Raw genomic sequence first — 20,594 nt, forward strand, 5'->3', positions numbered from 1 at the left:
GCCCCGAGGGCTTTCAGCAATGGGACGACGACTTGTAGAAAAGGCTATCGACGCGCTCCGTGTGTGCCAATCAAGGAATCGGCTACGCTGAGAGGTCGCCACCAGGAGAGCTCGCATGTTCAACACCACGGCCTGGAACCGCCTGCGCTACAGTCTCTACGCCCCCGTCTACGACGGCGTGGCCGAGCGCGTTTTCCGTCGCGCTCGCCAGCGCTCACTGGAAGCGGTCGATTTCACGCCCGGCTGCCGAGTGCTGCTGGTGGGCGCCGGCACGGGGCTCGATCTGCCGTTGCTGCCTCGAGAGATGGAGGTTCACGCCACTGACCTCTCGCCCGCCATGGTCCGACGCCTGGCGCGCCGCGCCGACCGGCTGACCAGGGACGTGCAGTGCCACGTCATGGATGCCGAGGCGCTCGACTACCCGCCGGCACACTTCGACGTGGTGGTGATGCACCTGATCCTGGCGGTGATGCCGAACCCCGAGCGCGGGCTTGCCGAGGCCCGTCGCGTGCTGCGCGACGACGGACAGCTATGCGTGATGGACAAGTTCCAGCCAGACGACCGCCCTGCCGCCTGGCCGCGGCGAACGCTCAACGCCCTCACTTCGGCCATCGCCACCGACATCACCCGCCAGGCGCGCCCACTGCTGGAGAGCGCCGGCTTCGTCATCGAACACGACCGGCCCGTGCTCGCCGGCTCGCTGTTCCGCGCCCTGCTCGCCCGCAAGGACATCACTCTAGAACGCGACTGACCGGCCAGCTCACTGCACCGCGAGCCGACGCCGCCATGCCCGTGGCGAGCCCACCTCGAGTCGCTTCCAGGCGCGGCGCAGCTGGCGGTCGTCACCCAGCCCGACCTCCTCGGCAATGCGCGCCAGGCTCCAGGGCGTCTCCTCCATCAACTGGCGCGCCAGCTGCAGGCGCAGCCGCGTCAGGTAATCGCCGGGCGACATGCCCGCCACGACGGCGAAGCGACGACGCAGATGGCGTTCGCTCAGCGCCGTGAGCTCGGCCATCCCCGCCAGAGTCCAGCGCTCCTTGAGTCCGGCACAGAGTGCATCCTGCAAGCGATGGATACGCTCATCGACGTGATTGCGCCCCGCGAGCCAGCCGGCCAGCTGAGGCTCGTGTCCGCTGCGCCGCAGGTAGAGCACCATCTCCCGGGCCACGGATAACGCCAGGCGATGCCCCAGCCGCCGGGTCAGCCAGTGCAGCATGGTGTCGATGCCGGTGGAGATACCAGCGCTGGTCAGGCAGGGCCCGTCCTCGATGAAGATGCAGTCACCCTGCACCCTAGCCTCGGGCGCCAGCCCCTGGAGCCGTTCCAACAGGGTGTGGTGGGTGGTGCAACGCCGCCCATTCAGCAGCCCCGCCTCGGCCATCAGCAGCGACCCCGAGCAGATCCCCATCAGGGTCGAGGCCTGTCCAGCCTGGCGACGCAGCCAATCGACACAGCCCGGCTGCAGTTCGGGGTCGATGCCGCGGCGGTACTGGCCGGGTACCAGCAGCAGATCCAGCGGTTCGAGCGCCTGCGGCAGCGGCTCGATGCCGCCGAGGGTCAGCGGCCCCAGCCAGTCCAGCGACGCGCGGGGGCCGAAGTAGCAGATCGCGATGCCGTCATCTTGCTGCTGGGCGGCATGCAGCACTTGCAGCGGCCCGACCAAGTCCAGCGGCACCTGGCCAGGGAGCATCAGCACCCCGACCGTCAGTCCCGCGCCCTCAGGCGACGGCACCGCACCACTCCTCTCTCAGGGTCGCCACGTCGGCGATGCGTGCGAAGCGCCCCTCCAGCACCAGCTCGGTCCGCGCGCGGATCTCCTCGGCGCTCCAGGTGCGGCCATGGCGCGTCATGGGGAAGGTCAGAGTCGCCTCGGCGACGAAATCCACCGCGAAGCCCAGATCGGACGCGACCCGCGTGGTAATCTCGCAGCACTGCTCGGTGCGGATGCCGCTGATCGCGAGCCGCTGAATGCCGCGCTCGCGCAGCCAGACCTCGAGACCGGTGTCGGTGAAGGCGTTGTGGGCGCGCTTGTGGAAGGTCGCCGCGGCGGCATCCTCGAAGCCGTCGAGCGGACGAATCAGGCCACGCTCGGGATCGAAGGGCGTACCGCTGTCCGGTGCCTCGTGGAAGATGCGCACTACCGGAAGACCGGCTTCACGGGCGAGGTCCAGCAGTTCGCGCTGGCGCTCGCGCCAGGGGTCGGCCAGGGCCTCGTTCCAGTAATCACGAACGGGAAAGGAAGCCTGGACATCGATCAGCAGAAGGGCGGTAGTCATGGGGCGAGTTTCTCATGGGACATGGAGCCCTCACCATAGCGCCGGACGATACGACACGGACGGCCGTCACCGGACGGAGAGCGGACATTTCCGGCCATCATCGACCCGCCGTCGGGAAGCCCTCAGCCCAGCCGCTCTTCCCGGGGCGTGACCCCGAAATGGTTGCGATAGGCGGTGGAAAAGTGGGCCGGCGAGGAGAAGCCGGTTTTCATGGCGATCTCTCCGGCCGGCCAGTCGCTGTCATGCAGCAGGCGGCGCGCCTCCTGCAAGCGCAGATCGAGATAGTAGCGCCCCGGCACCGCCTGAAGGTGTTTCTTGAACAGCCGCTCCAACTGACGGCGCGAAATGCCCAGGTGCGCGGCCAGCTCGTGGGTGGTCAACGGCTCCTCGATGTTGGCTTCCATCAGTTGCACGGCATCGTGCAGCGCCGGCGGAGCGTTGCCCAGCCGCGAGCGCAGGGGCCCCGGTGCCGGTTCATCGGCCATGCGGATGCGCTCGAGCACGAAATGCTGGGAAACGCGCTCGGCCAGCGCGCTGCCATGGTGGGCGGCGATCAGCGTCATCATCATGTCCATGGCCGCCGTGCCGCCACCACAGGTGAGCCGCTCGCCATCGATCTCGAACAGCTGCCGCGACAAGCGTACCCGCGGGAAATCGCGCGCCACGTCGGCGAAGCACTGCCAGGGCAGCGTCGCCCGATAGCCGTCCAGCACGCCGGCGCGGGCCAGCAACTCCCCGCCACCGCTCACCCCCACCAGCGTCACACCGCGCGCGGCCAGGCGTCGCAGGCACGCCGACAGTCGGGCCCATGGCCCCGTCGGCAACGGCGTGGGCGCGCACACAATAAGCAGATCGAGCGTCTCGGGCAGCGACTCTAGCGTGCCGTCCACCGCCAGGCTGAGGGCAGCCTGACTGGCCACCCGGTCACCGCCAGCGCTGAACGCATCGACCCGATAGAGCGGCTGCCCAGCCAGTTGGTTGGCCACCATCAGCGGCTCGATCGCGCCTGCTTGCGCCAGCAGAGAGAACCCCGGCAGTACCAGGGTGCCGACCCGACGGGGCGGCGTGGCAGCATCGGTGGAGGGAATTTCGGGCATTCGGCACGACGCCTGGCACAACGAGCCTGTGATGTTACTCGATCGTCTCGACGCCGCCGAGTGGCCCAGGCGCCATGTCGGCCAACCCGTGCCTCAAGGCCAGACCAGCGTGAACAGCAGGATGGCTCCGGCGAGCAGCGCCGAGATCAGCAGTATCCAGTGCAACCCCTGAGGCGACTGGCGCGCCTCGGGCTGACCCTCGTCCGGCTCGGGATGCTCGAAATCCTCCGGCTGACGCACTTCCTTGAGGTGCTGAAGCTCCTCTTCGGGAGTCTTGCTTTCACGGGTGTCCATTGCCTACCTCCGTTGCCTGCTTCCCCCGGCGACGGAAGGCTTGCTCTCCGGGGTCATACCGTGACGACATCGAAGTCGATCCGTGGGTTCACGTCGGCGTCGTAATCGACGTCGTCCCGCTCGAATCCGAACAGCTTCAGAAAGTCGTGCTTGTACCCAGCATAGTCGGTAATCTCGAAGAGATTCTCGGTGGTCACCCGAGGCCACAGGTCCTTGCACGCCTGCTGCACGTCATCGCGCAGCTCCCAGTCGTCGAGACGCAGGCGACCGGCGTCGTCGGTGGTGAACTCGCCGGCACAGAGGCGTTCGCCGAACAAACGGTTGAGCTGGTCGATGGGCTCCTCGTGCAGCCCCTTCTCCTTCATCACCTTGTAGACCATGGAGATGTAGAGCGGCATCACCGGGATGGCGGCGCTGGCCTGGGTCACCACCGACTTGAGCACTGCCACGTTGGCACCGCCGCCGCTGGCCGCCAGCTTGGCGTCGATTTCACCGGCAGCGCGGTCGAGGTCCTCCTTGGCCTTGCCCAGGGCACCGTGCCAGTAGATCGGCCAGGTGATCTCGGTGCCGATGTAGCTGAAAGCGACGCTGCGCGCCCCGGGTGCCAGCACGCCGGCGCGGTCCAGCGCCTCGATCCACAGCTCCCAGTCCTCGCCGCCCATCACCGCGATGGTGTCCTCGATTTCCCGTTCGGTGGCAGGCTCCACCTCGGCCTCGGTGACGACGTCCTTGTTGGTATCGATGGCTGTGGCGCGGTAGGGCTCGCCGATGGGCTTGAGCGCCGAGCGCTTGACCTCGCCGGAATCGGGCAGCTTGCGCACCGGGGAGGCCAGCGAATAGACCACCAGGTCCACCTGTCCAAGGTCCTCGCGAATCAGTTCGATGGCCTTCTCGCGCACCTCGTGGGAAAAGGCATCGCCGTTGATCGACTTGCTGTAGCGCCCCGCTTGCTTGGCGAACTTGTCGAAAGCGGCGCTGTTGTACCAGCCGGCCGTACCCGGTTTCTTCTCGCTGCCCGGCTTCTCGAAGAACACCCCCAGGGTATCGGCACCGTAGCCGAAGGCCGCCGTGATGCGCGCCGCCATGCCATAGCCGCTGGATGCGCCGATCACCAGCACCTTCTTCGGCCCCTGCGAGGCGTCGAGACCGCGCTGGCGGGTCGCCTCGATCTGCTCGAGCACGTTCTTCTCGCAGCCGACGGGATGGGTGGTAGTGCAGATGAAACCGCGAACCTTGGGTTTGATGATCACGTCATACCTCTACTATCAATGACCGGGAACCTCGTGCGTCGCCCGGGCGGATGAGCTGTCGCACCCTGGCCGAGCCAGGGACGTCGTCGCGAACCGTGGCGACATTCTAGCGGCCGTGCCCGGCGCTGTCCGCCCTTGAGCGCATGGCCCGGCTGGGGCACGATGCCGGTCTCGAGCATAATGCAGGCAGGAGGGAAGGATGGATGCGCAGACGCTGGTCGATGAACGCGGTGACCTGTGGCTGGCGCTGGCACCGCTGTGGCTGGACCGCGAGCCGAGCGAACGCGACTATCGCCACATGGTGGAGGTGATACAGAGCCACGACCTGACCCTCGAAGAGCTGGAGTGGATCTTCCGTCTCGAGCTGGCTCCGGTCCTGTCACGCCACCAGCTCTCGGTGGCGGGTGCCTGGCAGCGCTTCGACGATTACCAGCTGATGAAGCAACTGGTGGCCCACAACCTTCGCCTGAGCGGCTGGCGCCGCCGCGTCTGGGCCTTGTTCTCGGGACTCACCACGCTGATGACGCGCCACCGCTGGACCGAGCTGGTCGAGCGCGTGGCGGTGGCCAGAGGTCAACTGCCCCAGTGACCTCATGCCTCGTCCAGGGCTCTCTCGAGTTCGCGTTCTAGCTCGGGGCCGGACGCGTTGGGCGCGAAGCGCCGGATCACCCGCCCGTCTCGCGCCACCAGGAACTTGGTGAAGTTCCATTTGATCGAAGTGGTACCCAATACGCCCGGTGCCTGACGCTTGAGCTCCACGAACAGCGGATGCGCCCCCGGGCCGTTGACCTTGACCTTCTGCATCAGCGGAAAGGTCACTCCGTATTCACGGCCGCCCAGCGCACAGAAATCCAGCGCCGACTCCGGCGCCTGGCGGGCGAACTGGTTGCAGGGAAAACCCAGCACCGTGAAACCCCGTTCGCGATGGCGACGATAGAGTCGTTCCAGGTCGCGCAGCTGCGGCGTGAAGCCGCAACGGCTCGCCACGTTGACGATCAGCAGCACCTGACCCTGCAGGGCCAGAAGATTGAAGGGTTCACCACTGTGGGTATGACAATCGTGCTCGTGAATGGCCATGGGTCATCTGCCTTGCTGTCATGCTCCACGATGCCATGTCAGTCGTGCCGACACCACCCTGTCGCCGAGTCATTGACCGCCGCCTCGCGGCTGTCCATGCTGCGAGTCAGCCCTTGCCGCCGGAGTTCCCCATGACCGACCGGGCACCACGCACGCAGCTCGCTACCCATCGGGTCACCAACCAACCCGCGCCTCCCGGCAACCGCGACTTCCTCGCCGACGACCCGGCCCTGGGCGAGGCTCTGGCCCGCGAAGCGCCGGCATGGGTGAGCGAGCGCCTGGCGCCCCTGGGACGCGCCGTGGGCAGCGAGCGCATCCAGGCCCTGGGCGAAGCCGCCAATGTCCATCCCCCGACGCTCCGCCTGTTCGACCGACACGGCCGGCGCCTCGACGAAGTCGCCTACCACCCGGCCTACCATGAGCTGATGGCGCTGGCCTGCGAGGGCGGCTGGCATGCCGTGGCCTGGCAGCAGGAAGGCCAGGGCGGACACCAGGCCCACGTGGCCGCCCTCTACCTGCTGACCCAGGCGGAGCCGGGCTTCTGCTGCCCGGTGACCATGACCCACGCCGCCATGCCGGCGCTGCGCCACGCGCCGGCCGTGGCGGCCGAATGGGCGCCGGGATTGCTGGCTCACGCCTATGACGCTCGCCCGCTGCCTTCGACGGACAAGCGCGGCCTGACCTGCGGCATGGCCATGACCGAGAAGCAGGGCGGCAGCGACGTGCGCAGCAACGACACGCGTGCCGAGTGCGACGGCGACGTCTGGCGACTCACCGGCCACAAATGGTTCTGCAGCGCCCCCATGTCGGATGCCTTCCTGACCCTCGCCCAGACCGATGACGGCCTGAGCTGCTTCCTGGTACCGCGCTTCACTGCGGATGGCCAGCGCAACGCCATCGAACTGCAGCGCCTCAAGGACAAGTGCGGCAACCGCGCCAACGCCTCGGCAGAAATCGAATACCGCGACGCCTGGGCCCATCCCGTCGGCGAACCGGGACGCGGCGTGGCGACCATCCTCGACATGGTCCAGCAGACCCGCCTCGATGCCGCCACCGCGCCGGTAGGCATGATGCGCCAGGCACTGCGCGAGGCCTGGTTGCACGTCCGCGAGCGCCATGCCTTCGGCCGGGCGCTCGCCGAGCAACCGCTGATGCGTGCCGTGATCGCCGATCTGACGCTGGAAGTGGAAGCCGGCATCGCACTGGCCCTGCGCACCGCCCGCGCCTTCGATGGCGCAGCCCGCGGAGACGCCCACGAAACGGCGCTGGCACGCCTGCTGCCGGCGCTGGCCAAGTACTGGCACAACAAGCGCGGCCCCGCCTTCCAGGCCGAAGCCATGGAGTGTCTGGGGGGCATCGGCTACGTGGAAGAGTCGCCGCTGGCACGGCTCTACCGCGAAGCCCCGGTGAACTCGATCTGGGAGGGTTCGGGCAACGTGATCTGCCTGGACGTGCTGCGCGTGCTGGCCAGACACCCCGAGGCCTTCACCGCCCTGCAAGCCGAACTGGTCGCCGTCCGTGGCCAGCAGCCCGACTTCGACAGCACGCTGGCCGGCCTGGAGCGGGAACTGACGCAGCCCGCCGAGACCCTCGAGCCACGCGGCCGCTGGCTGACGCAGCGGCTGGCACAGTGTCTGCAGGCCGCTCTGCTGTTGCAACACGCCCCGCCCGAGATCGGCGAAACGTTCTGCCGCACGCGTCTCGGTGCCGATGCCAGCGCCGTCTACGGGGTCATGCCCACCGGCGCACCGCTGGCAGCGATTCTTTCGCGCACCGTGGCCTGAGCCCGCGCCAGCATCGGGATGGCTTCGGCGGGGACCGGTCGCGACAGCCCGAAGCCCTGCACATGGGTACAGCCGAAGCGCTCCAAGGCGGCAACGCTGTCCGCTGCCTCGAGTCCTTCGGCCACCACCCTCAGCCCCAGGCGGCGCCCCAGCAGCGCCACCGCCTCGACGATGGCGGCGTCTTGAGGATCGGCATGCAAATGGCGCACGAAACTGCGATCCACCTTGAGTTCGCTGATCGGCAGCATCTGCAGCCGCGACAGCGACGAGAAGCCCACGCCGAAGTCGTCCACCGAGATCTCCAGACCGTTGAGGTGCAGCCGTGCGGCAATTTCGGAACCCAGCAGTTCGTCGTCCATGGCTGCCGTCTCGGTAACCTCAAACACCAGCAGTGGTGGCTCGCCTGGCCCCCGATGGCGCGTCAACGCCAGCAGGTCGGGGGACATGAGGTCAGCTGCGGTCACGTTCACCGACACCGAAAGGGACAGCCCCTGATACCGCCACCGCTGGGCATCGGCCAGTGTCCGCTCCAGTACGTAGGCGGTCAGGCGTCGGCTCTGTCCGGCGCTGAGCAACGGCAGGAAATTGGCCGGACCGATCAGGCCGATCTCCGGATGGGCCCAGCGCACCAGCGCCTCGACACCGCTCAGCCGCCCGCTGGCCAACTCGAACTGCGGCTGGTAGTGCACCGTCAGCTCGTGACGCGCCAGGGCCGACTCCAGCTCGGTGGCGGAAAAGAACGGCGTATGCGTCGGCACCCCGGGAGGTTGGCTACCCAGACGCACATCGCTGAGCCGTTCGCGCAATTCGGCCAGCCGCATGGACTTGTCCAGCGAACCGAGCATCTGCAGCCCGAGGGTGTGCCCCACGCGCTCGGCGATGCGCGAGATCTTCGGTTCGACCCCACCCAGCAGCAGCACCCAGCCGCGGTACTCCCGCTCGGCAAGCAACCGCAGCAGAGCGATGCCATCAGGGTCGGCGACGCCCAGCCCCATCACCACCAGTTGCGGCCGGCTGGACGCCACCTCATCGAGCATGGCAGCGGCACAGCGGTGGTAGCGACTCTGCATGCCCAGCACATCCAGTTGGTGGGAAAGGATCGCCGCCGCGTCGGGGTCCTCATCCAGCACAACGGCGAGCGCTCGAGCCTCGCTGGTAAAGTCATCCATCGTCAGGGGTTCCGGTTACAGAATCATACTGAGGCTAGCAGCGTCGATTGCCGGTTACCGCCACCGATTCGCGATTGCAGTCAACGCTGGCGCGTCAACCCAGGGGGCCGAGCGCCACGCGCAACGCCAGCCCCAGCAGCATCACGCCGGTCAGGCGGTGTATCCAGTGAGCACGTGCCTGCAGCCAGGGCAGTACCCGCGAATGCGACAGCGACATCGCCACCAGCACGTACCAGCCGCCATCGATGAGCATGGCAGTGGCCACGATGACCGCCTTGCCCGCCAGGCTCGTCTCCGGAGTGACGAACTGACTCAGCAAGGCAACGAAGAAGAGAATCAGCTTGGGGTTGCCCAGCGCCACCAGAAAACCTTCGCTCACGGCCTGAACGCGAGTGGTTTCGGCGGCGGACGCAGCCAGCATGGCGCCGCGTCCCGCCCGTAGCGACTTGATGCCCAGCCAAGCGAGATAGCCGGCCCCCGCCCAAATGATGCCCTGAAAGAGCGTAGGAAAGCGTACGATCAGCGCCCCGAGGCCCCACACCGTCAACAAGGCATAGAACCCCACTCCCAGCGCATGGGAGAGCGCCGCCGCCATGCCCGGCACCCTGCCGCCACCCAAGGTATGGCGCAGCACCAACGCCAGGCTGGGCCCCGGCGACATGGCCCCCATGGCACACACGGCAGCGAGTGACATCCACAGCGATAACGGCATGACGACTTCCTGAGTGGTAGCGAACGGCGCGCTCAGCGGTGAAACTGCCCTTCACGCTCCGGCTGCCACAGGATGGCATCGATTCGCAGTTGCGCTTCGCCGCCACCGGGCAACGGCCAGTCGATGACATCGCCGACGCGCAGCCCGATCAGCGCCGCCCCGATGGGCGCCATCACCGAGATGCCATCCTCCGTGGCGGCCAGCGCATGCGGATAGACGAGGGTGCGAATCATCTGCCGGTCGCGAGTCAGATCGGTGAACTGTACCTGACTGTTCATGCTCACGGTATCCGCAGGGATCTCCTCGGGATCGATCACCTCGCCCCGTGCCAGTTCTTCCTCCAGCAGCTCGGCGACTGCCAGGCTCTCTCCGCTGACCACGTCGATGAGACGCTGCAGCCGTTCGGCATCGAGCCGATTGATGATGATGGGGGGACGGGACGTCATACGCCCTCCTTGATCCGTTCCAATCAACGCTTTGTGGACGCAAAACCGGCCATCCAACGAAAACAGCCCTCCGCCCGCCATGCGGGAGAAGGACTGTATACTCACCACCATACGCCATCCATACCCAAGGCGACAGCCCCCTGAACTCCTGCGCTCAATGACGCTACACTGACGGCACATCCAGCCAGGAAGTGCACAATGACCGTACGCACCTTCGCCATTGCGCTCATGGTTCTCGGCCCCGTGTTGATGATCGTCGGCTGGCAGACGACCAGCCCGGGCGGCTTCGTAGGTATCGTCCTAGTCGTGCTGGGCGCCATTCTGCTGTGGACCCGCCGGACCTCCCGCCATGGGCGCTGAACAGCCCAATGCCGCCGAGATGCCGGAAGAGCGTCTCACCGGACTGGTGAGCCTGATCGACAGGCTCAAGCACGCCGGCCGATACGACGACAGCGTCAGTCTCGAAGCCATTCTGGACTGCGTGGGGCGACGAACCTTCGCCCCCTTCCTGCTGATCGCCGGCCTGATCACCCTCGCCCCGCTGATCGGCGATATCCCTGGCGTTCCCACGCTGATGGCCAGCCTGGTGGCGCTCACGGCCGCTCAGTTGCTGCTGGGCCGCGAACACCTGTGGCTGCCGCGCTGGCTGCTCGCCCGCCGGGCATCGCGCCAACGCTACCGCCAGGCACTGGAGTGGCTGGAGCGGCCGGCCGGCTGGGTCGACCGTTTCCTAAAGCCGCGGCTACGTCGGCTCACGCGTCCCCCTGCCCACCTGGCGGTCGCCCTCACCTGCCTGCTGATCGCCCTGGCCATGCCGCCCATGGAGCTGATCCCCTTCACCGCCAACGGCGCCGGGCTGGCGCTGACGCTGTTCGGCCTGGCGCTGTTTGCCGACGACGGCCTGATGGCGTTGTTGGGATACCTGCTGACGGGAACCACCCTGGCGCTGGTGGTGATGGGACTCAGCTGAGGTGCACTGGGGCGATACCGGAGATCACTACCTGCCACGCTTGCCGGCCACTTGACGCCATCAAGTACGCGCCGAAGATCGGTTGACACAATGTAGACACATTAGAAAAAACCGAAGGAATCAACCGGGGAGAGAAGAGCCAAGAGGTTGATTTGATGGTACCGGCGGTCGGACTCGAACCGACAAGGGCTTGCACCCGGCGGATTTTGAATCCGCTGCGTCTACCAATTCCGCCACGCCGGCAACGCGCGTTGCATTATACGTGGGCACCCGAAGAGGTCAATCGAAGCGACTGACTTCGCAGCCAGGAGCCGGTATCCTTGGCGGCTTGTCCAGACGGTCCAGCCGTCACGGTTCCCTCCACATCCGTGATTTTCGAGCCTCATAACGCATGCAGCGCGCCGATTTCCATTACGAACTCCCCGAAGCACTGATCGCCCGCTACCCCTCCGAACAACGCAGCGACTGCCGGCTGCTGTGCGTCGACGGTGCCAGTGGCGCCCTCGAACACCGTCGTTTTCCCGAGCTCATCGAGCTGCTCGAGCCCGGCGACTTGTTGGTGTTCAACGACACCCGGGTGATTCCCGCCCGTCTGCACGGCCACAAGGCCAGCGGCGGGCGCATCCAGCTGCTGCTCGAGCGCCCGCTCGACGCCAACCGCGGCCTCGCCCACCTGCGTTCGAGCAAATCGCCCAAACCGGGCACCGAGCTCGTCTTCGAGGGTGGTATTCGCGCCGTGGTGGAGGGCCGCGAGGGGGCGCTGTTCGCGGTGCGCTTCCCGGGCGAGACGCCGCTGATCAAACTGCTGGAGCAGCACGGCCACATGCCGCTACCGCCCTACATCGACCGCGAAGACGAGCTCGCCGACCGCGAGCGCTACCAGACCGTCTATGCGCGACGTGACGGTGCCGTGGCCGCCCCCACCGCCGGCCTGCATTTCGACGAGCCGCTGCTCGAGGCGCTGGCGACCAAGGGCGTGGAAAGCGCTTTCGTCACCCTACACGTGGGTGCCGGCACCTTCCAACCGGTGCGCGTCGACGACATCCGTGACCATACGATGCACAGCGAGTGGGTCGAAGTGTCGCCCGGTGTCTGCGAGCAGATACGCGCCGCCCAAGCGCGCGGCAACCGCGTAGTGGCGGTGGGCACTACCAGCGTGCGCTGCCTGGAGAGCGCCTGCGCGGCGAGCCCCGACGGTGCGATTGCCTCGTTGACCGGCGAGACCGATATTTTCATTTACCCGGGGTACGAGTGGCGCTGCGTCGATGCTCTGATCACCAACTTCCACCTGCCGGAATCGACCCTGCTCATGCTGGTATCATCCTTCGCCGGATACGAGACGACCATGGCGGCCTATCGCGAAGCGGTGGCCGAACGCTACGCCTTCTTCAGCTACGGCGATGCCATGTTTCTGACGCGCACGCCAATGCCTGCCTGATTCCAGAGAGCCCCATGCGCAACGACTGTTTCATGACCTTCGAACACCTGGCCAGCGACGGCCGGGCACGCCGTGGCCGCCTGAGCTTCCCGCGCGGCACGGTGGAGACGCCCGCTTTCATGCCGGTGGGCACCTACGGCACCGTCAAGGGCATGACGCCCGCCATGGTCGAGGAGATAGGCGCCGAGATCATCCTCGGCAACACCTTCCACCTGTGGCTGCGCCCCGGCACCGAGGTGATCGAGGCCCATGGCGACCTGCACGACTTCGCCCAGTGGCAGGGGCCCATCCTCACCGATTCCGGTGGCTTCCAGGTCTTCTCGCTGGGCGACATCCGCAAGATCACCGAGCAAGGCGTGCACTTCCGCTCGCCAGTGGACGGCGCCAAGGTCTTCATGGGACCCGAGGAGTCTATGGCCGTGCAACGCGCCCTGGGGTCCGACGTGGTGATGATCTTCGATGAGTGCACCCCCTATCCGGCCGACTTCGAGACGGCCGAGGCCTCCATGGAGCTGTCGCTGCGCTGGGCGAAGCGTTCGCGCGAGGCTCACGGCGACTCGCCCTCGGCCCTGTTCGGCATCATCCAGGGCGGCATGCATCCCGAGCTGCGCGAGCGCTCGCTGAAGGGGCTGCTCGACATCGGCTTCGACGGCCTGGCCATCGGCGGGCTCTCGGTGGGCGAGCCCAAGGAGGAGATGATGCGTGCCCTCGACTACCTGCCGACCTGGATGCCGCCCGAGCATCCGCGCTATCTGATGGGCGTCGGCAAGCCGGAAGATCTGGTGGAAGGGGTGCGTCGCGGCATCGACATGTTCGACTGCGTGATGCCCACCCGCAATGCGCGCAACGGCCACCTGTTCACGGCCGAGGGCACGGTGAAGATCCGCAACGCCAAACACCGCCACGCTACCGGTCCGCTGGAAGCCGACTGCGACTGCTACACCTGCCGGCACTTTTCACGCGCGTATCTTCACCACCTGGACCGCTGCAACGAGATGCTCGGCGCCATGCTCAACACCATCCACAACCTGCGCTACTACCAGCGCCTGATGGCCGGTTTGCGCGGTGCCATCGAAGCGGGTACATTGGCGAACTTCGTGGAAGGCTTCTATGCGCAGCGCGACCTGCCGGTTCCTCCCGCACCGAATTGACCGATCCCCAGCCGGCAGCACCCAAAGGAATGCGGGCGCCGGCTGACGCCATTTTTCACCCGTCTTGTCACACACTCAGGAGACCCATTCATCATGCTGGACTTCTTCATCTCGCCGGCCCTTGCCCAGGATGCCGGCGCCGCCGGCGGCGGCATCGCCCAGATCGTCATGCTGGTCGGCTTCGTACTGATCTTCTACTTCCTGCTGTGGCGCCCCCAGGCCAAGCGCGCCAAGCAGCACAAAGAGCTGGTCGGCGGCCTCTCCAAGGGCGACGAGGTGGTCATCGGCGGTGGTTTGGTAGGACGCATCACCAAGGTCAGCGACGAGTTCATCAGCATGGAAATCGCCGACAACACCGAGGTCAACGTGCAGAAGAGCGCCGTGGCGGCGGTGCTGCCCAAGGGCACCATCAAGTCCATCTGACCCGGAAAACACTGCACACCACACGATGCCCCGCCGTGCCCGCCACCCGGGGCATCGTGCCGTGGCGACACCCTCCGGTCTCCCTTTCTGCAACCTAGGGCAGGGTTCCCATGCTCAATCGTTACCCCCTGTGGAAGTATCTGCTGATACTCGTCGTGCTGCTGCTCGGGCTGATCTACTCGCTGCCCAACCTCTTTCCCGAGGATCCGGCAATCCAAATCAGTACCGAGCGTGGTGACAGCACCGTCGGCGGCAGTCAGCTCGAGCGTATCGAGCAGGAGCTGCGCGACGCCGGCATGGCCATCAAGGCCGTGGAACAGGATGACAGCCGCGTCCTGATCCGCTTCGACGACGCCGACGACCAGCTGCCCGCCCGCGACCTGATCGCCGAACGGCTCGGCGACGACTACGTGGTGGCGCTCAACCTCGCCGAGTCCACCCCCGGGTGGCTGCAGTCGCTGTCCGCTTCGCCCATGACGCTGGGGCTCGATCTGCGTGGTGGCGTTCACTTCCTGCTGGAAGTGGACATGGACGCCGCTCTGGAGCAGCGGCTGGAAGTCAACGCCAGCGCCATCCGCGAACAGCTACGCAGCGAGCGCATCCGCTATCGCGATACCCAGATCGAGGAACGGTCCCTCACCTTCACCTTCGCCAACGAAGAGGATCGCGACACCGCCCGCAGCCTGATCGCCCGCGAGTTTCCGGATTTCGACTATACCAGCGAAGAGGATGGACGAGCCGCGCTGCTGGAGATGACCCTCACCGACCAGGCGGTCACCGAGATCCAGGACTACGCCATCGAGCAGAACCTGACTACGCTGCGCAACCGCGTCGACGAACTCGGCGTGGCCGAGCCCATGGTGCAACGCCAGGGGCCGGATCGCATCGTGGTCGAGCTGCCCGGCGTGCAGGACACCGTGGCCGCCAAGCGCGTGGTGGGTGCTACCGCCAACCTGGAGTTCCGTCTCGAGGCGCGCCCGGACACCCCGGACAACGAAACCCAGAGTTTCGCGTTCCGCAACGACGAGAACCGCAGCGCCGACCTGATGCGTGACGTCATCATCACCGGCGACAGCGTATCGAGCGCCAACCGCAGCTTCGACGAGAATGGCCGCCCCCAGGTCAACATCGACCTGGACGGCACCGGCGGCACACTGATGAACCGCGCCACGCGTACCAACATAGGGCGCAACATGGCGGTACTGTTCATCGAGCACAAGACTCGCGAACGCACGGTGATGGAAGACGGCGAGGAAGTCACCGTGCGCGAGCCCTACACCGAGCGCGGCATCATCAGCCTGGCCACCATCCAGAGCGCCCTGGGCAACAGCTTCCGCATCACCGGACTCGACTCGCCCACCGAAGCAGCGGAGCTCGCGCTGCTGCTGCGTTCCGGCTCGCTGGCCGCGCCGATCTACTTCGTGCAGGAGCGCACCATCGGCCCGAGCCTGGGCGCCGAGAACATCGAGCGCGGCATCATGTCGGTGCAGATCGGCCTGCTGCTGGTGGTGGCCTTCATGCTGGTGCGCTACAAGGTGTTCGGGGTTTTCGCCAACATCGCTCTGGCGCTCAACCTGACCCTGCTGGTAGCCGCCATGTCGCTGCTCGGCGCTACCCTGACGCTGCCCGGCATCGCCGGCATCGTGCTCACTCTGGGCATGGCAGTGGATGCCAACGTGCTGATCTTCGAACGAATACGCGAGGAGCTACGTACCGGCCTGTCGGTACAGCAGGCCATCCACGCCGGTTACGAGCGTGCCTTCAGCTCGATCATCGACGCCAACATCACCACCCTGCTGGTAGCGGTGATCCTGTTCTCGATCGGCACCGGGCCGGTCAAGGGCTTCGCCGTGACCCTGTCGCTGGGGATACTGACTTCGCTGTTCACCGCTCTGCTGGTGACTCGCGCGATGGTCAACCTCACCTACGGCGGCAAGCCGGTCAAGCAGCTCTGGATCTAAGAGGTGACCATGAAGACCCTCATCAACCGACAGTTCGATTTCATGGGCAAGCGGCGGATCGCTTTCGCAGCCTCCGCTGTCATGCTCCTGGTAGCGATCGTCTCGCTGCTGTTCCAGGGGCTCAGCCTGGGACTGGACTTCACCGGTGGCACTCTGGTGGAGGTGCGCTACTCGGCGGCGCCGTCGCTGGATGCCATACGCCAAATCCTCGAGGCTGCCGAGTTCCGCGATGTCTCGGTGCAGACCTTCGGCGCTTCCACCGAAGTGTTGATTCGTCTGCAGCAGGCCTTCGACCCCGACGTGGGCGAGCGCGTGGTGGAGCTGCTGCGCCAGTCGGGCGACAGCGTGGAGCTGGTGCGCGCGGAGTTCGTCGGCGCCCAGGTGGGTGACCAGCTACGTGACCAGAGCGGCATGGGGCTGCTCGTGGCACTGGGCATCGTGATGCTCTACGTGGCCTTCCGCTTCCAATACAAGTTCGCCATCGGCGCCCTGTTGGCCCTGATTCACGACGTGATCATCGTGGTCGGCATTTTCTCGCTGTTCCAGTTCGAGTTCGATCTCACCGTACTGGCCGCCCTGCTGGCAGTGATCGGCTACTCGCTCAACGACACCATCGTGGTCTACGACCGCATCCGCGAGAACATCCGCACCTCGCGCATCGACGACATGCCGACCATCTTCAACGAGGCGCTCAACGCCACCCTGTCGCGCACTCTGGCCACTTCCGGCACCACCCTGCTGGTCTTGCTGGCGCTGCTGATACTCGGCGGCGACATGATCCACTACTTTTCGGTAGCCCTGCTCATCGGCATCGTGGTCGGCACCTTCTCCTCCATCTACGTCGCTGCGGCACTGCTGCTGGTCGTGCACCTGGAGCGCAAGGATCTGATTCCACCGCCGAAAGAGGCGGACGAGGAGGAAGAGCAACTGCCCTGACAGCTCGAAGCTCGAAGCTCGAAGCTCGAAGCTCGAAGCTCGAAGCTCGAAGCTCGAAGCTCGAAGCTCGAAGCTCGAAGCTCGAAGCTCGAAGCTCGAAGCTCGAAGCTCGAAAGCAGCATGATGCGACTCCCCCAGACGCAGAACACCCCCGCAGCCATGGCTGTGGGGGTGTTTGTCTTCTAGCTTCAGGCTTCAGGCTTAAAGCTCATGGCTTTAGAAATGCGGCTTGAGCTGCTGCACCAGTGCCTTGTAGAGCCGCGGGCCGGCGGCCATCAATTGCCCATCCACCGTTACGGCCGGCTGGCCGTCCGGGGTGCCCATCAGCGCTCCGGCTTCCTTGAGCAGCAAGCTGCCGACATGCATGTCCTGCTCATCCAGCCCCAGCACGAACGCCACATCGACGTGACCGGCGGCGAGCTCGGCGAGGTCCAGCAGTCCGCTGCCCGAGGCGCGCAGCAACTCCACCTGGGGACCCAGTTGCTGGGCCAGGGTCAGGTAGTTGGGCAGGTAGCGGTTACGCAGCGGGGTTTCGGGCAAACTCAAGGCAACGCGGGCCCCACCGACCGACTTGGTCTTGGGTACGCGAATGCGTTTGCCATTGAGCTGAGCACCGCGCCCGCGGCTGGCCAGGTATTCGTCACCGCTGAAAGGGCAGATCACCACGGCGTGTTCCGCTCGCCCCTTGACCAGACAAACGACGGAAAGCGCGAAACCGGAAGCGGCCACGCTAAGATTGGAGTAGCCGTGGAAGGGTTCGATGCGCCACAGCACGTCGCGCCCTTCGCCCTCTCCCTCGCGATAGGGGGTGAACCGGCCGACTACCCCATGCTGGGGGTAGCCACGGGAGAGCTGGCGAGTGATCAACGTCTCGGCGTTGCGGGCAGCTTCCTGCAGCGTGCGCTGCAGATTGTGCTCTTCATGGGCATTCTCGATACGTTCGCGAATGCGCACGAACTGTTCGGCCGCGCTGCGCGAGGCACGCAGTGCGAATTGGACCATCGGATGCATGATCGGGCCTTGGGAACTCGGTGGTGTTAAAGAACGGAGCGTTCGCTCGTGACGATGGCGCGAATCCTAGCAGAAGCGAGCGGGGCACGCCATCGGACTCGAAGCCCGAAGCCCGAAGCCCGAAGCCCGAAGCCCGAAGCCCGAAGCCCGAAGCCCGAAGCCCGAAGCCCGAAGCCCGAAGCCCGAAGCCAGCATGCTAGACTCTAGGCCTTCCGTATCATCCGCTCCAAGGAAGCCTGCCATGCTCGAGCGCATCCGCATCGTTCTGATCGGCACCAGCCATCCCGGCAACATCGGAGCCACGGCCCGGGCCATGCACAACATGGGGCTATCCGATCTGGCGCTGGTGGCACCGCGTTGCGAGCCGCTCACCGCCGACAGCATCGCCCGCGCCTCGGGAGCCGACCATCTGCTCCATGCCGCCCAAATCCATGCCAGCCTGGAGGCCGCCGTCGGCGACTGCACCCTGGCCGTGGGCGCCAGCGCCCGCTCGCGCACCCTGCCATGGCCGATGCTCACGCCACGCGAGCTCGGCGCGCGCCTGCCCGAAGAACTGGCCGGCAGCGACACCCGGGTGGCCCTGGTGTTCGGTCGCGAGGACAGCGGCCTGACCAACGCCGAACTGCAACGCTGCCACGCCCACGTGCACATCCCCACTAACGCCGACTTCGCCTCCCTGAACCTGGCCACGGCAGTGCAGGTGCTGGCCTACGAGTGCCGCCTGGCGTGGCTTGCCGGCGAAGGTGCCAACGCACCATCCGATGAAGAACCACCCTCCCTGGCCAGTCACGCCGAACTCGAGCGCTACTTCGAGCATCTCGAGCGTACCTTGATCGCCATCGGCTTCCATGACCCGGCGACACCGCGCCAGCTGATGGCCCGGCTGCGCCGCTTCACCCTGCGCGCCCGCCCCGAGCGCCTGGAGATCAACATCCTGCGCGGCATTCTCTCTGCCACCGAGCAGCAGGCCGAAGCCCACCGCGACGATGACGCGGGGAAGTGATTCCCGCCGGCCGCTTGCAGCGGCCTGGCCCCACCCCCAATAATGGGAGAACGTCCCCGGTGGCGTCTGCCCAGCGCCCCGCCACCCCAGCCCTACAGGACCACCGCATGTTTCAACGCCTTCGCGAGGACATCAACAGCGTATTCGCCCGCGACCCGGCGGCACGCAACTTCCTGGAAGTGCTGACCAACTACCCAGGTCTGCATGCGCTGCTGATCCATCGCCTGAGCCACTGGCTATGGCACAAGAATCTCAAGTGGCTGGCACGCACGCTTTCCACCCTCGCTCGCTGGCTCACCGGCATCGAGATCCACCCCGGTGCGACAATCGGCCGCCGCTTCTTCATCGACCATGGAATGGGCGTGGTGATCGGCGAGACCGCCAGGGTAGGTGACGATGTCACCCTCTATCAGAGCGTCACACTGGGCGGCACCAGCTGGAACAAGGGCAAGCGCCATCCGACCCTGGGGGACGGCGTCATCGTGGGTGCCGGCGCCAAGATTCTCGGCCCCTTCACGGTTGGCGCCGGGGCCAAGATCGGCTCCAACGCCGTGATCACCAAGGAGGTCCCCCCTGGCGCCACGGTGGTGGGCATTCCCGGCAAGATCGTCAAACGCGACGAGCCCGATGCCACCGAGGTGCTGGCCGTCGACCCCGAGCGGCGCGAGGCCATGCGCCGCAAGTTCGGCTTCGACGCCTACGGTGTCAGCGAGGACATGCCCGACCCGGTGGCGCGCTCGATCCAGGCCATGCTCGATCACATGCACGCTGTGGATGAGCGCATCGAACGCATGTGCCGGACCCTGCGCAAGCTCGACGCCGGCTACCGCGACGGCCGTCTGCCCGAACTGCGCGACGAGGACTTCGCCGAGATACTGGCCGACGTGGAAAGCTGCTGCGGACCGACTCATCCCGATGGCGGCAACGACGACACCTCAGCCGAGCGCGGCAAGACGTCGCAGCATGGCCCGCAGGAGAATGGTTGACCGCCACGCTGGGTCTTTACCATAATGATCGTTCGACTCCCGTGGCCCTGCCGTCGGTGGTGGCTCGAACGCCAACCGGGCGACGGCCTGCCCGCCGCCGAGGTAAGCCAGCTATGCATTCGACGAGCTCGCCATGCGTTTGACCACCAAGGGACGCTACGCCGTCACTGCCATGCTCGACCTGGCCCTGCATGCCGACCGGGGGCCCATCAGTCTGGCCGACATTTCCCGGCGCCAGGAGATATCCCTGCCCTACCTGGAGCAACTCTTCGCCCGCCTGCGCCGCGCGAAACTGGTCAAGAGCGTACGCGGCCCCGGTGGCGGCTACCTGCTCGACGCATCGCCCGACGCTATCTCCGTGTCGCAGGTCATCGATGCCGTCGACGAGTCGGTAGACGCCACGCGCTGCCAGGGGCTGTCCGACTGCCAACAGGGCGACACCTGCCTGACTCACCATCTGTGGTGCGATCTCTCCGAGCAGATTCGCGGCTTCCTCGACGGCATTACCCTGGGCCAACTGGTCGCCAACGGTGAGGTACAACGCATCGCCGCCCGCCAACGCAGCGCCCGTACCGCCGACACCATCGCCACCAGCTCGCCCTGACCCCGG

General features: G+C 66.3%; 23 protein-coding genes and 1 tRNA gene. 13 read left to right on the forward strand and 11 right to left on the reverse strand.

Annotation, left to right across the window (positions count from 1 at the left end):
• The first annotated feature begins 115 nt into the window (after positions 1-115).
• Positions 116-751, forward strand: coding sequence for a class I SAM-dependent methyltransferase (locus GFD32_RS16060; protein ID WP_163577613.1), 636 nt, complete (start codon positions 116-118; stop codon positions 749-751).
• A gap of 9 nt (positions 752-760) precedes the next feature.
• Here the strand turns inward: GFD32_RS16060 and GFD32_RS16065 are convergent, their stop codons facing one another.
• From GFD32_RS16065 to fabV, 5 genes are all read right to left on the reverse strand, one after another.
• A complete protein-coding gene (locus tag GFD32_RS16065; RefSeq protein ID WP_240455684.1) occupies positions 761-1,732 on the reverse strand; it encodes a GlxA family transcriptional regulator in 972 nt (323 codons plus the stop codon).
• Complete coding sequence (locus GFD32_RS16070; protein ID WP_163577614.1) at positions 1,719-2,276, reverse strand: isochorismatase family protein; 558 nt, start codon at positions 2,274-2,276, stop codon at positions 1,719-1,721. Before GFD32_RS16070 ends, GFD32_RS16065 begins: the two co-directional genes overlap by 14 nt.
• 122 nt (positions 2,277-2,398) lie before the next feature.
• Positions 2,399-3,373: a GlxA family transcriptional regulator gene (locus tag GFD32_RS16075; RefSeq protein ID WP_205599154.1), complete on the reverse strand. Its 975-nt coding sequence runs from the start codon at positions 3,371-3,373 to the stop codon at positions 2,399-2,401.
• A gap of 93 nt (positions 3,374-3,466) precedes the next feature.
• Positions 3,467-3,667: a hypothetical protein gene (locus GFD32_RS16080; protein WP_163577615.1), complete on the reverse strand. Its 201-nt coding sequence runs from the start codon at positions 3,665-3,667 to the stop codon at positions 3,467-3,469.
• A 53-nt stretch (positions 3,668-3,720) separates the two neighbouring features.
• Entirely contained in the window at positions 3,721-4,917 is a 1,197-nt protein-coding gene (gene fabV, locus GFD32_RS16085) for an enoyl-ACP reductase FabV (protein ID WP_163577616.1), read from the reverse strand.
• A gap of 199 nt (positions 4,918-5,116) precedes the next feature.
• Between fabV and GFD32_RS16090 the strand changes: the two genes are divergently transcribed.
• The gene (locus GFD32_RS16090) at positions 5,117-5,506 is read left to right on the forward strand and encodes a DUF7079 family protein (RefSeq protein ID WP_163577617.1); all 390 of its coding nucleotides are present in this window, start codon (positions 5,117-5,119) and stop codon (positions 5,504-5,506) included.
• A 2-nt stretch (positions 5,507-5,508) separates the two neighbouring features.
• On the opposite strand, the gene GFD32_RS16095 is transcribed toward GFD32_RS16090, so the two are convergent.
• On the reverse strand, positions 5,509-5,994 hold the full coding sequence (locus tag GFD32_RS16095; protein WP_163577618.1) for a glutathione peroxidase: 486 nt from the start codon (positions 5,992-5,994) through the stop codon (positions 5,509-5,511).
• Positions 5,995-6,125: 131 nt separating this feature from the next.
• On the opposite strand from GFD32_RS16095, the gene GFD32_RS16100 reads away from it, so the two are divergent.
• Positions 6,126-7,778, forward strand: a complete 1,653-nt coding sequence (locus tag GFD32_RS16100; protein ID WP_163577619.1) for an isovaleryl-CoA dehydrogenase — start codon at positions 6,126-6,128, stop codon at positions 7,776-7,778.
• On the opposite strand, the gene GFD32_RS16105 is transcribed toward GFD32_RS16100, so the two are convergent.
• The 3 genes from GFD32_RS16105 to rnk form a co-directional block, all read right to left on the reverse strand.
• Positions 7,718-8,947: an EAL domain-containing response regulator gene (locus GFD32_RS16105; protein ID WP_163577620.1), complete on the reverse strand. Its 1,230-nt coding sequence runs from the start codon at positions 8,945-8,947 to the stop codon at positions 7,718-7,720. The two genes, GFD32_RS16100 and GFD32_RS16105, sit on opposite strands and share 61 nt — an antisense overlap.
• 94 nt (positions 8,948-9,041) lie before the next feature.
• Entirely contained in the window at positions 9,042-9,659 is a 618-nt protein-coding gene (locus GFD32_RS16110; RefSeq protein WP_163577621.1) for a LysE family translocator, read from the reverse strand.
• Positions 9,660-9,691: 32 nt separating this feature from the next.
• A complete protein-coding gene (gene rnk, locus GFD32_RS16115) occupies positions 9,692-10,105 on the reverse strand; it encodes a nucleoside diphosphate kinase regulator (protein ID WP_163577622.1) in 414 nt (137 codons plus the stop codon).
• 198 nt (positions 10,106-10,303) lie between these two features.
• Here rnk and GFD32_RS16120 point away from each other — a divergent pair, with 198 nt between their 5' ends.
• Together GFD32_RS16120 and GFD32_RS16125 are read left to right on the forward strand one after the other, a co-directional pair.
• On the forward strand, positions 10,304-10,465 hold the full coding sequence (locus GFD32_RS16120; protein WP_163577623.1) for a hypothetical protein: 162 nt from the start codon (positions 10,304-10,306) through the stop codon (positions 10,463-10,465).
• Positions 10,455-11,075, forward strand: coding sequence for an exopolysaccharide biosynthesis protein (locus tag GFD32_RS16125; protein ID WP_240455685.1), 621 nt, complete (start codon positions 10,455-10,457; stop codon positions 11,073-11,075). The genes GFD32_RS16120 and GFD32_RS16125 overlap by 11 nt, the downstream gene beginning before the upstream one ends.
• Before the next feature lie 156 nt (positions 11,076-11,231).
• Here the strand turns inward: GFD32_RS16125 and GFD32_RS16130 are convergent.
• Positions 11,232-11,318, reverse strand: a tRNA-Leu gene (locus GFD32_RS16130).
• 148 nt (positions 11,319-11,466) lie between these two features.
• Between GFD32_RS16130 and queA the strand changes: the two genes are divergently transcribed.
• From queA to secF, 5 genes are all read left to right on the forward strand, one after another.
• Entirely contained in the window at positions 11,467-12,513 is a 1,047-nt protein-coding gene (queA, locus tag GFD32_RS16135) for a tRNA preQ1(34) S-adenosylmethionine ribosyltransferase-isomerase QueA (RefSeq protein ID WP_163577624.1), read from the forward strand.
• A gap of 32 nt (positions 12,514-12,545) precedes the next feature.
• A complete protein-coding gene (gene tgt, locus GFD32_RS16140; RefSeq protein WP_205599157.1) occupies positions 12,546-13,664 on the forward strand; it encodes a tRNA guanosine(34) transglycosylase Tgt in 1,119 nt (372 codons plus the stop codon).
• Between the two features lie 93 nt (positions 13,665-13,757).
• Entirely contained in the window at positions 13,758-14,087 is a 330-nt protein-coding gene (yajC, locus tag GFD32_RS16145; protein ID WP_163577626.1) for a preprotein translocase subunit YajC, read from the forward strand.
• A gap of 110 nt (positions 14,088-14,197) precedes the next feature.
• Entirely contained in the window at positions 14,198-16,048 is a 1,851-nt protein-coding gene (gene secD / locus GFD32_RS16150; RefSeq protein ID WP_163577627.1) for a protein translocase subunit SecD, read from the forward strand.
• Between the two features lie 9 nt (positions 16,049-16,057).
• Complete coding sequence (gene secF / locus GFD32_RS16155) at positions 16,058-16,984, forward strand: protein translocase subunit SecF (RefSeq protein WP_163577628.1); 927 nt, start codon at positions 16,058-16,060, stop codon at positions 16,982-16,984.
• Positions 16,985-17,200: 216 nt separating this feature from the next.
• Here the strand turns inward: secF and GFD32_RS16160 are convergent, their stop codons facing one another.
• Complete coding sequence (locus GFD32_RS16160; RefSeq protein ID WP_163577629.1) at positions 17,201-17,995, reverse strand: inositol monophosphatase family protein; 795 nt, start codon at positions 17,993-17,995, stop codon at positions 17,201-17,203.
• Between the two features lie 241 nt (positions 17,996-18,236).
• On the opposite strand from GFD32_RS16160, the gene GFD32_RS16165 reads away from it, so the two are divergent.
• The 3 genes from GFD32_RS16165 (at position 18,237) to iscR (ending at position 20,588) form a co-directional block, all read left to right on the forward strand.
• Positions 18,237-18,998, forward strand: a complete 762-nt coding sequence (locus GFD32_RS16165) for an RNA methyltransferase (protein WP_163577630.1) — start codon at positions 18,237-18,239, stop codon at positions 18,996-18,998.
• A 107-nt stretch (positions 18,999-19,105) separates the two neighbouring features.
• A complete protein-coding gene (cysE, locus tag GFD32_RS16170; protein WP_163577631.1) occupies positions 19,106-19,984 on the forward strand; it encodes a serine O-acetyltransferase in 879 nt (292 codons plus the stop codon).
• Positions 19,985-20,117: 133 nt separating this feature from the next.
• Positions 20,118-20,588: a Fe-S cluster assembly transcriptional regulator IscR gene (gene iscR / locus GFD32_RS16175; RefSeq protein ID WP_163577632.1), complete on the forward strand. Its 471-nt coding sequence runs from the start codon at positions 20,118-20,120 to the stop codon at positions 20,586-20,588.
• Positions 20,589-20,594 lie beyond the last annotated feature (6 nt).

The sequence above is a fragment of the Halomonas faecis genome, assembly GCF_010993975.1.
Taxonomy (GTDB): Bacteria; Pseudomonadota; Gammaproteobacteria; order Pseudomonadales; family Halomonadaceae; genus Halomonas; species Halomonas faecis.

Coding starts and splice junctions, on each gene's coding strand:
- cysE (WP_163577631.1), top strand. CDS start 19,106: ATGTTTCAACGCCTTCGCGAGGACATCAACAGCGTATTCGCCCGCGAC.
- GFD32_RS16070 (WP_163577614.1), bottom strand. CDS start 2,276: ATGACTACCGCCCTTCTGCTGATCGATGTCCAGGCTTCCTTTCCCGTT.
- queA (WP_163577624.1), top strand. CDS start 11,467: ATGCAGCGCGCCGATTTCCATTACGAACTCCCCGAAGCACTGATCGCC.
- GFD32_RS16090 (WP_163577617.1), top strand. CDS start 5,117: ATGGATGCGCAGACGCTGGTCGATGAACGCGGTGACCTGTGGCTGGCG.
- GFD32_RS16100 (WP_163577619.1), top strand. CDS start 6,126: ATGACCGACCGGGCACCACGCACGCAGCTCGCTACCCATCGGGTCACC.
- secD (WP_163577627.1), top strand. CDS start 14,198: ATGCTCAATCGTTACCCCCTGTGGAAGTATCTGCTGATACTCGTCGTG.
- GFD32_RS16080 (WP_163577615.1), bottom strand. CDS start 3,667: ATGGACACCCGTGAAAGCAAGACTCCCGAAGAGGAGCTTCAGCACCTC.
- GFD32_RS16060 (WP_163577613.1), top strand. CDS start 116: ATGTTCAACACCACGGCCTGGAACCGCCTGCGCTACAGTCTCTACGCC.
- iscR (WP_163577632.1), top strand. CDS start 20,118: ATGCGTTTGACCACCAAGGGACGCTACGCCGTCACTGCCATGCTCGAC.
- secF (WP_163577628.1), top strand. CDS start 16,058: ATGAAGACCCTCATCAACCGACAGTTCGATTTCATGGGCAAGCGGCGG.
- GFD32_RS16105 (WP_163577620.1), bottom strand. CDS start 8,947: ATGGATGACTTTACCAGCGAGGCTCGAGCGCTCGCCGTTGTGCTGGAT.
- GFD32_RS16075 (WP_205599154.1), bottom strand. CDS start 3,373: ATGCCCGAAATTCCCTCCACCGATGCTGCCACGCCGCCCCGTCGGGTC.
- GFD32_RS16125 (WP_240455685.1), top strand. CDS start 10,455: ATGGGCGCTGAACAGCCCAATGCCGCCGAGATGCCGGAAGAGCGTCTC.
- GFD32_RS16095 (WP_163577618.1), bottom strand. CDS start 5,994: ATGGCCATTCACGAGCACGATTGTCATACCCACAGTGGTGAACCCTTC.
- GFD32_RS16165 (WP_163577630.1), top strand. CDS start 18,237: ATGCTCGAGCGCATCCGCATCGTTCTGATCGGCACCAGCCATCCCGGC.
- GFD32_RS16160 (WP_163577629.1), bottom strand. CDS start 17,995: ATGCATCCGATGGTCCAATTCGCACTGCGTGCCTCGCGCAGCGCGGCC.
- GFD32_RS16110 (WP_163577621.1), bottom strand. CDS start 9,659: ATGCCGTTATCGCTGTGGATGTCACTCGCTGCCGTGTGTGCCATGGGG.
- yajC (WP_163577626.1), top strand. CDS start 13,758: ATGCTGGACTTCTTCATCTCGCCGGCCCTTGCCCAGGATGCCGGCGCC.
- rnk (WP_163577622.1), bottom strand. CDS start 10,105: ATGACGTCCCGTCCCCCCATCATCATCAATCGGCTCGATGCCGAACGG.
- GFD32_RS16120 (WP_163577623.1), top strand. CDS start 10,304: ATGACCGTACGCACCTTCGCCATTGCGCTCATGGTTCTCGGCCCCGTG.
- tgt (WP_205599157.1), top strand. CDS start 12,546: ATGACCTTCGAACACCTGGCCAGCGACGGCCGGGCACGCCGTGGCCGC.